The organism is Mycobacterium sp. ZZG (genome assembly GCF_054786995.1).
This window is the reverse complement of the sequence record NZ_JBTBFV010000104.1, coordinates 1-7,822: the sequence shown is the minus strand read 5'-3', so window position 1 is coordinate 7,822 and position 7,822 is coordinate 1. Positions and strand designations below refer to the sequence as shown.

The following is a 7,822-nucleotide window of genomic DNA, read 5'->3' as shown; positions in this document are numbered from 1 at the left end:
GCTGAACCAGATACCCAGACACGGGCGTCATGAACACTAAAGATAACCATTCCATGACGAAATGCACTGACCCACAGAGGGTGTGTCGCCTACATCAAAGACAAGCCCTCAAGGGGCCGTAGATAACCATCGAAATCCTGAAAGCGGCAACAAGTTTCTTCGTGCGGGAGAGCGACCCGCGACACCACTGATCTGTGCGTTCATCGCCGAGCATCGTGCTCGGTTCGGGGTCGCTTCGATCTGCCGCGTGCTCACCGAGCACGGCTGCCAGATTGCCCCGAGAACCTTCTACGCCTGGCTGACTCGACCCCCATCAGCCCGGACCCTCTGGGACACGGTAATCACCGAGGTGCTGGCCGGCTTCTACGAGCCCGACGAGTACGGACGACGTAAGCCCGAAGCGCTGTACGGGGCCACCAAGATGTGGGCTCACCTGCAACGTCAGGGCATCGCCGTGGCCCGCTGCACCGTGGAGCGACTGATGCGGGCCAACAGCTGGCGCGGGGTCACCCGCCGCAAGAAGGTCCGCACCACGATCGCTGACCCGGCCGCGGCACGGGCTGCTGATCTGGTCAAACGCCAGTTCCGGGTGCCCGCCCCCAACGTGCTGCTGGTCGCGGACTTCACCTACGTCCGCCTGGTCAACGGGACGTTCGTCTACACCGCGTTCGCCATCGACGCCTACGCCGGCCGGATCGTCGGATGGACCTGCTCAGCCAGCAAAGAGGACAGGTTCGTACGCCAGGCAATCCGCCATGCCGCACAACTCCGCACTGTTGAAGGTAATCCGTTGTTGGGCAGCACCATTCACCACAGCGACGCAGGCTCGCAATACACGTCTGTGCGGTTCGGGGAGACCCTCGCACTGTCCGGACTGGTCGCCTCCATCGGCACGGTCGGGGACGCCTTCGACAACGCCCTCGCGGAGACAACCATAGGGCTCTACAAGACCGAAGCCGTCCGCGACGACTCACCGTTTCGCCGGGGTCCACTGCACCGTCTGACCGACGTCGAACTGCTCACCGCCGAGTGGGTGCACTGGTACAACACCGACCGGCTCATGCACCGCCTGGGCCGTATCCCACCACTTGAGTACGAGACCGTCCACTACGCTACAAACACAGCCCACTCAGAGGCTGCACACCAATAACCGGTGTGCATCAAACCCGGGGCGATTCAGATAGAACCCCGGCCCATCTGACCGATCGACTATGAAAGACCAACTGGCCCTGGAAAGCCCGCCCGCCCGGCGACACGGGACCGATCAACCACGCCACCACACGAAACCCACTACCCAGCAACATAACTCGACATCAAACCGAGCCCACACCAATTACCACGAAAAATCCGGGCTAGGCCGGGATGGGTGTAAGTGACGGGGTAGCCCAACATCTCGGACATGGACGCGGCGAGCTCGTGCATGGTCAGCGCCGCCGGCCCCGTCAGGTGGTAGATCACGTTGTGGTGCGCGGTCGGGTCGGTGAGTGCGAGTGCGGCCACCGCGGCGGCGTCGCGAGCGTCGATGAAGCTGGTGCGGCCCCGGCCCGCCGGGATGAACAATTCTCCGCGCTCGGCGATGTCGATGCCGTGGGTCGAGATGGCGCGGTGCAGATTCTGCATGAAGAAGCTGCACCGCAGGAACGTCCAACCCATCGAGGAAGCCTTCAACGCGGCTTCTACTTTGTAGTGCGGGATGAAGGGGGCGCGGTCAGCGCCGAATACCGACACGTACACCACATGTCTGCAGCCAGCTGATTCGGCGGCATCGATGAACGGGATCACTGCTTCGCGGGCAGCCCGGTTGCCAGGCACCGGGAACAACAGAAACAGCGTCTCGACCTCGCGCAACGTGTCCGCCCACGTCGCGCGCTCGAAAAAGTCGAACCGGCACACCTGCGCCGCGTTGCCCACGCTGTCGCGCAACTGCTCGGGATGCCGACTGGCTACCCGCCACGGACGGTGGGGCAAATTCGTGCGAAAGGTTTCGACCAACTCGCGGCCGACATTGCCTGACGGACCGGTGATCAACAGCATGGTAGGTGCCTACTGAAAAGAGCCTGAACGACCGCACTCGTCGCTGCGCCTGTTGGTTTGGAGTAGCGGACTGGCATCGCGCCTTAACACTTCCGCGATCAGGACTCGATCGTGTCCTTCTGGTGGAAGTGCCGCCAAAGCCGGGCACCGCCGGACAGCGCGACGAGTATTCCGAAACCGCCGATCACGATGCCCACGAACAGCGACACGAACATCGGATCGATCGAGTCGCCGATCGTGCCTGCCCCGAAGATGCTCCCGACAAGGAACCCCAGCAACGGCGCCAGTACAGCGACCGCACCTCCCAGCAACACCCGCCACATTCCCGGCGGAGTGGGCTCGAGGACAACGGGGCGGCCGGCTTCGATGGCGTCGACGTCAGATGCCGTCACGGCCGGTTCGGGAGTCGCGCTAGTCATCGGATCTCACCCTCCTGATGTGGGGGACGGCGTCGCCAGGGACGCCCTTGTCGGCTTTTCCTTCGAGGAACGGGCGGACGATATCCATTGGGATCGGGAAGACGACGGTCGAGTTCTGGTCGGCGCCGAGTTCTAGGAGGGTCTGCAGATAGCGCAGTTGCAACGACGCCGGACTCTCACTGAGTGTTATTGCGGCATCGCGTAATTCTGCGGACGCCTGCAACTCGCCGCGTGCGCTGATCACCTTGGCCCGTCGCTCGCGCTCTGCTTCGGCCTCGCGGGCCATCGCCCGCTGCATCATTTCGGGGATCTCGACGTCCTTGATCTCGACGACCTCGACTCTGACTCCCCACGGCTCGGTCTGGCTCGCGATGGAGGCGGCCAGGTCCTCATTGAGGTCGGCACGGTGCGCGAGCAGCGTGTCGAGTTCGGCGCGTCCGACGACCGAGCGCAGGGTCGTCTGGGCGATCTGAGACGTGGCGACCGCGAAGTTCTCCACGGTCATCACCGATTTCGTAGGATCGGTCACCCGGAACAGCACCACGGCGTTCACGCGCGCGGTCACGTTGTCGCGGGTGATGACCTCCTGCGGCGGGATGGTCAGTGTCACCGTACGTAGGTCCACACGCACGAGCTTGTCGATGGCGGGCAGGACGACGACGACACCCGGTCCCAGTGGTCCACGCAGCCGGCCGAGGCGGAAGGCCACCCCGCGTTCGTACTCCTTGACGATGCGCAGCGACGCGACCGCCAAAGCGACAAACAGTGCGATAACAAGAATGACGATCACCGTTGAAAAACTCATCAGCGCGCCCTCTGAGATTGCGGCGACTCCCGACGATCGGACGCGTAAGAGGTACGACGGCGGATTTCCGTGTCGGCCAATTGCTTTCGCGTCTCAATGTTCTCGTCAAGTGACTGGAAGACGACGCCCGGCGGTACGGCCGGGGTGCGACGCAAGTGCGACCACAGTGGCAACGAGAATAGAGCGACTGCGACAGCGCAACCCACCAGCAGGATCGTCTCCAGCACGGCCTTTGCAGCCGGGGCCATGGCCAGCGGCCATATGACGGCGATGGCGCTTACCGCGCAGGCGATACCGCGATGGAAGCGCGCCGCCTCCGAGGCCGGCCAGCTGTCTATCGCCCGACTCACCTCCCGGCCGTCGTTGGATGACGTGCACGTCTGCTTGACCGGACAGGCGTTGCAGATCGTCGGGCTCCCGCGGTAACGCATCACCCGGTTGTCGGGGTCGAACGACTTGGGCCACAGCCACTGATCTTCCGGGCACATCCACGCGTCGTGGTCCTCGTGGTAGATGAAGGCACCCGATCGGTGCTGCTCCACTTTGGCTGCGGCGTGGCGGGCGAATCTGTCGATGCCGTACGCGATCACCACGAGCAGGGCGGAGTATCCGATTGTCAGCCAGGTCTCGATGGCGATGCCGGCAGTCACGGAAGACCCTTTGCGGTTTCGGTGTCGTCACGGCGGTCAGAGGCGTAACGGCTGGTTCCCGTGGCCGTCAGCCCGGTTCGGTCCTCCTCGGCCTCGGGATGCTCTTCGACGAACAGGGTCTCGGCCTGCATCGTGTGCGTGGTCGCCTTGATGCCGTGGCGCACGCCCAGCCATGCGATCCAGACGAACGGCAGCACACCGCCGAGGATGAACAGGAAATCACCGGGCATTCGCAGCCACTCCAACACGACGTTGCCCCGCTGGGTGATGTAGCCCAATGTGCGCGCCTCGTAGTAGCCGTCGTTGACCGAGTGCCACAGCTGCAGCACGCCCAGCGGCAGCAGGGTGGCGAACACCATCCATGCCAGACCGATGTTGAGGGACCAGAACGACAACTTGGCCAGCTTCTCTGGCCAACGTTGCGGCGGGATGATGTAGCGCAGCGCGAACAGGGCCAGACCCACGGCAAGCATGCCGTAGACACCCATCATCGCGCCGTGCGCGTGGTTGGCGGTCAGCGCTGTGCCGATCTGGTAGTAGGACACGATGGGCAGGTTGATCAGGAAGCCGAAGATGCCTGCGCCGACGAAGTTCCAAAAGCCCACGGCGACAAGGAACATTACGGCCCACCGGTGCGGGAAGGGTGCGCTGCTACGCGACTGCTGCCGTGACCCGAGCTGCAGGAATGTCCACGCCTCCACGGTCAGGAAGGTCAGCGGTATGACCTCCATGGCGGAGAAGAAGGCGCCCAGCGCCATGTGCTCCACGGGTGTGCCGGAGAAGTACAGGTGGTGCATGGTGCCGATCACACCACCCACTGAGTAGAGGATGACGTCGAGGAAGATGAGCTGGATGGCGATCCGGCGCCGCACCACACCCAGCATCACGAAGATGTAGGCGACCATCACCGTTGTGAATAACTCGAGGAAATCCTCGACCCACAGGTGCACCACCCAGAAGCGCCAGAACTCGGCGACGGTCAGATGGGTTTGGGTGCCGGCGAGCATGCCGACGGCGTAGAACGCCGGAATGGCCAGGCCTGCATAGAAGAACAGCCACGGCATGTTCAACTTGCTCTCGGTCTTCAGCCGAGAGCGAATGGCCCGGTAGATGATCGCCATCCACAGGAACAGGCCGATGACGAGCAGGATCTGCCAGAACCTCGGCAGGTCGAGGTATTCCCACTGCTGGTCGAAGAAGATGGAGCCCTTCGCCCAATCGACGCCGAAGGTGCTCAACGCCGTCCCGATCAGGGTGCCCGCGACGACGACGAACAGCGCGCCGAGCAGTCCGTAGGCCAACCACGATTGCCGCCGCGGTTCGCGTCCGGAAATGATGGGCGCGAGGAAGATTCCCGCCGCAAGGAAGGCGGCCGTCGTCCACAGCAGCGACAGTTGCACGTGCCAGGTCCGCGCCAGGTTGAACGGCAGGACCTGGGCCAGGTCGAAGCCGAAGAAGTTGCTGAGTTCGGCGCGATAGTGCTCGATGGCGCCACCGAGCACCGCCTGGGCGAGGAACAGCACGGCGACGACGAAGAAGAACCATGCCGTGGCTTTTTGGGACGGCGTGATCGCCACCTCACCGGGTTGACGGAATGCCAACGATGGCGCTTCGGTTGCGTGCCAACCGATTTTGCGGCTCCACCGACCGTAGAGAGCGAACAGTGCGCCGAGGCCGGCCAGCAGGGCGATCAGCGACATCGCCGACCAGACCAGGATGTCAGCCGTCGGCGTGTTGGCTACGCGTCGTTCCGGCGGCCAGTTGTTGGTGTAGGAGTAGGCGTGGCCTTCGCGCTCTGCAGCGCTGGCCCAGGCCGTCCAGCTGAAGAACGCGGTGAGATCGTGGATTTCCTGGGGGTCGGTGATGACGCGTGGAATGAGCCCGTGTTCGGTCGAGTCGGTGCCGAAGTAGTCGGCGTAGTAGGCACGAAGCTTGTCGAACGCGCGTGCTTGCTCGGCGGTGAATTGCAGTGTCCCGGTGGCCTTGTCGTAGCGGTTGGTCCGCATCATGTCCACGAGCGCGGCCGTCGGGTCCGGCGATCCGGAGTCGCGCAGTTGCTGGCCGACGTGGTCGGCGGACAGTCGCAGGTACTCCGCGGTGTAGTCCGGCCCGAGGTAACCGCCGTGGCCCATCACCGAGCCGTACTGCTGGAGGCCGCGGCGCAGGAATATCTGTTGTCCCGCAGTGACCTGCTGCTCGGTGAACACCGTCCGACCGTCGGGGGCGACCACCCGCTGCGGCAGCGGCATTGAGTCCGAATAGGTCCGTGCCGCCAGCACTCCCATGATCAGAAAGCCGAAGACCATGACCAGGGCGACGCCCTGGACCCAGCCTTTGGAGATCGCAAGCTCGGCCTTGGTCGGAGCCGGCAGAAAAGATTGCTCGGTCATTTGGCACACCCCCGAGAGTTGCTGTCACACGGCGAATAACTACATCACGTAGTAGTCCCAGGCGGGATCTTAGCGCGAGTCTTCGCACCAAGACCGTATTTAGAGGATAATTTTCCGGTTAAATCGCGACGGCCGAGTCGTCACATAGGGCCGGGTTCCGCCTCGCTCAAGGTAAGGCTTGCCTTCCTTGTAGTGCAGATCTACATTTACCGGAAAGATTCCCTCTAAATAGGAGCCGGATGATGTACACACGCGTCGGGGTCGCTGCGGGAATCATGGTCGCTGTATTTATGGCCGCGGCCGGCGGAACGCTGCCTTCCGCGACTGCCGCGCCGGGGTTCGACCAGGATTTCGCGATCTCCTCCGAGGTCCCGACGCTCGCCGAACTCGACGCCCAGATCCGACTGCTGGTTGCCTAGTCGCCGTTCTGGTGGCGCTTCCGCTCATCTCGCCGCTGGTGTACGGGCCGGTATCCGTCACCGATCCGATCGGGCAGCGTCTGCTCTGGACTGTTCCGGTGCTCGCCTTCTTCGCCGCGGGCGCGGGGGTGGGCGTCGGTGCGCTCGTCCGCTCGCCCCTTGGGGCCGTCGGAGCGATCTTGTTGTGGACCTACGTCGTGGAGTCGGCAGCCGGCTATCTGCCCAGCGGGGCATCGTTACAACGATTCATGCCCGTCCTCAATGCGGTGTACGCGACCGGGCAGGACACCGTACTGACCCCACCGTGGGGAATTGATGATGCGCTGCTCTACGCATGCGCGTCGTTCAGTGCGATCTTCATGGTCGCCGCGGCCGAAAGGATGATTCGAAAATGACTGGCAGAGAAAGCCTTCCGCTCGAGGGTCGATCCGATGCCGATATGTCGAGTCGGCGTTAGACGAACACGATTTCCTCGGCCGGTGGATGTCGCAATATCTAGCGGAGGTACTTGCCAAGAGCGATCGTGAAGTAGGCCAAGCGCGCGCCGACGCACAGCGAGAAGCTTTCGATGTCGTTCTGCAGCTGTGGAAACATCGCCGACACCTACCTGCGGCGCGAATGCCACTGCAGGGTTTCGATTACGTTTTCGCCACGTTGGACCGCCTCAGCGACGACACGCCGTGGGCTACTTCGACCTCTTCAAAGACCCTGAGTCGCCGACGTCAGGTCGCACCGGTGAGATCGGGCTACTAGAAGTTGCGTGCACAATCGATGCGAATGCGCGCGAAGTAGTCAGGCTGGCGGTCGCGATCGCGGGAGCCCGCGCGGCCGAGGCGGAAGAAGAGTGGACTTCGGCCGCTCGAGATCTACTGGAAGAGAACTACCAGCGAGCGATCCGCTGGACGAGGCGTCTACAAAGCGATCCGCGTCAGAAGCTCAGCCATTCAGATGCCGCCGACGAAGAACTAACCCGGATTCTTCGTGAAATGTTGTGGGTGTCGGGTGTAGATAAGCGAAAGTGCCTGTCCTGCAAGGGATAATTGGACTTCTCGACGGTTCAAATATCCTGACTGGAAGGCACTTCGCAGGTGAAGAATATCGCGGT

At 63.1% G+C, this 7,822-nt stretch carries 7 protein-coding genes and 2 pseudogenes; 4 read left to right on the top strand and 5 right to left on the bottom strand.

Features of this window, described 5'->3' with window-relative positions:
• Positions 1–125: 125 nt before the first annotated feature.
• Positions 126–1,150, top strand: a pseudogene (locus ACXMYJ_RS28115) (IS3 family transposase); the annotation flags it as partial.
• A gap of 140 nt (positions 1,151–1,290) precedes the next feature.
• On the opposite strand, the gene ACXMYJ_RS28110 reads toward ACXMYJ_RS28115, so the two are convergent.
• The 5 genes from ACXMYJ_RS28110 to ACXMYJ_RS28090 form a co-directional block, all read right to left on the bottom strand.
• Positions 1,291–2,034: an NmrA family NAD(P)-binding protein gene (locus ACXMYJ_RS28110; RefSeq protein ID WP_460359443.1), complete on the bottom strand. Its 744-nt coding sequence runs from the start codon at positions 2,032–2,034 to the stop codon at positions 1,291–1,293.
• Between the two features lie 98 nt (positions 2,035–2,132).
• On the bottom strand, positions 2,133–2,453 hold the full coding sequence (locus ACXMYJ_RS28105) for a hypothetical protein (protein WP_460359442.1): 321 nt from the start codon (positions 2,451–2,453) through the stop codon (positions 2,133–2,135).
• A complete protein-coding gene (locus tag ACXMYJ_RS28100) occupies positions 2,446–3,258 on the bottom strand; it encodes an SPFH domain-containing protein (protein WP_460359441.1) in 813 nt (270 codons plus the stop codon). Before ACXMYJ_RS28100 ends, ACXMYJ_RS28105 begins: the two co-directional genes overlap by 8 nt.
• Positions 3,258–3,908 carry a hypothetical protein gene (locus ACXMYJ_RS28095; protein ID WP_460359440.1) on the bottom strand — a complete coding sequence of 217 codons (651 nt, stop codon included), beginning with the start codon at positions 3,906–3,908 and terminating at the stop codon, positions 3,258–3,260. Before ACXMYJ_RS28095 ends, ACXMYJ_RS28100 begins: the two co-directional genes overlap by 1 nt.
• On the bottom strand, positions 3,905–6,298 hold the full coding sequence (locus ACXMYJ_RS28090; protein WP_460359439.1) for a nitric-oxide reductase large subunit: 2,394 nt from the start codon (positions 6,296–6,298) through the stop codon (positions 3,905–3,907). Before ACXMYJ_RS28090 ends, ACXMYJ_RS28095 begins: the two co-directional genes overlap by 4 nt.
• 242 nt (positions 6,299–6,540) lie before the next feature.
• Between ACXMYJ_RS28090 and ACXMYJ_RS28085 the strand changes: the two genes are divergently transcribed.
• From ACXMYJ_RS28085 to ACXMYJ_RS28075, 3 genes and pseudogenes are all read left to right on the top strand, one after another.
• Positions 6,541–6,717 carry a hypothetical protein gene (locus ACXMYJ_RS28085; RefSeq protein ID WP_460359444.1) on the top strand — a complete coding sequence of 59 codons (177 nt, stop codon included), beginning with the start codon at positions 6,541–6,543 and terminating at the stop codon, positions 6,715–6,717.
• A pseudogene (locus ACXMYJ_RS28080) lies at positions 6,714–7,112 on the top strand (ABC transporter permease); the annotation flags it as partial. The gene ACXMYJ_RS28085 and the pseudogene ACXMYJ_RS28080, both read left to right, overlap by 4 nt.
• Before the next feature lie 285 nt (positions 7,113–7,397).
• Positions 7,398–7,757, top strand: a complete 360-nt coding sequence (locus tag ACXMYJ_RS28075; protein ID WP_460359438.1) for a hypothetical protein — start codon at positions 7,398–7,400, stop codon at positions 7,755–7,757.
• Positions 7,758–7,822 lie beyond the last annotated feature (65 nt).

Excerpts from the sequence above, each read along its gene's own strand:
- ACXMYJ_RS28110 (WP_460359443.1), bottom strand. The coding sequence starts at position 2,034 with ATGCTGTTGATCACCGGTCCGTCAGGCAATGTCGGCCGCGAGTTGGTC.
- ACXMYJ_RS28105 (WP_460359442.1), bottom strand. The coding sequence starts at position 2,453 with ATGACTAGCGCGACTCCCGAACCGGCCGTGACGGCATCTGACGTCGAC.
- ACXMYJ_RS28100 (WP_460359441.1), bottom strand. The coding sequence starts at position 3,258 with ATGAGTTTTTCAACGGTGATCGTCATTCTTGTTATCGCACTGTTTGTC.
- ACXMYJ_RS28090 (WP_460359439.1), bottom strand. The coding sequence starts at position 6,298 with ATGACCGAGCAATCTTTTCTGCCGGCTCCGACCAAGGCCGAGCTTGCG.
- ACXMYJ_RS28085 (WP_460359444.1), top strand. The coding sequence starts at position 6,541 with ATGTACACACGCGTCGGGGTCGCTGCGGGAATCATGGTCGCTGTATTT.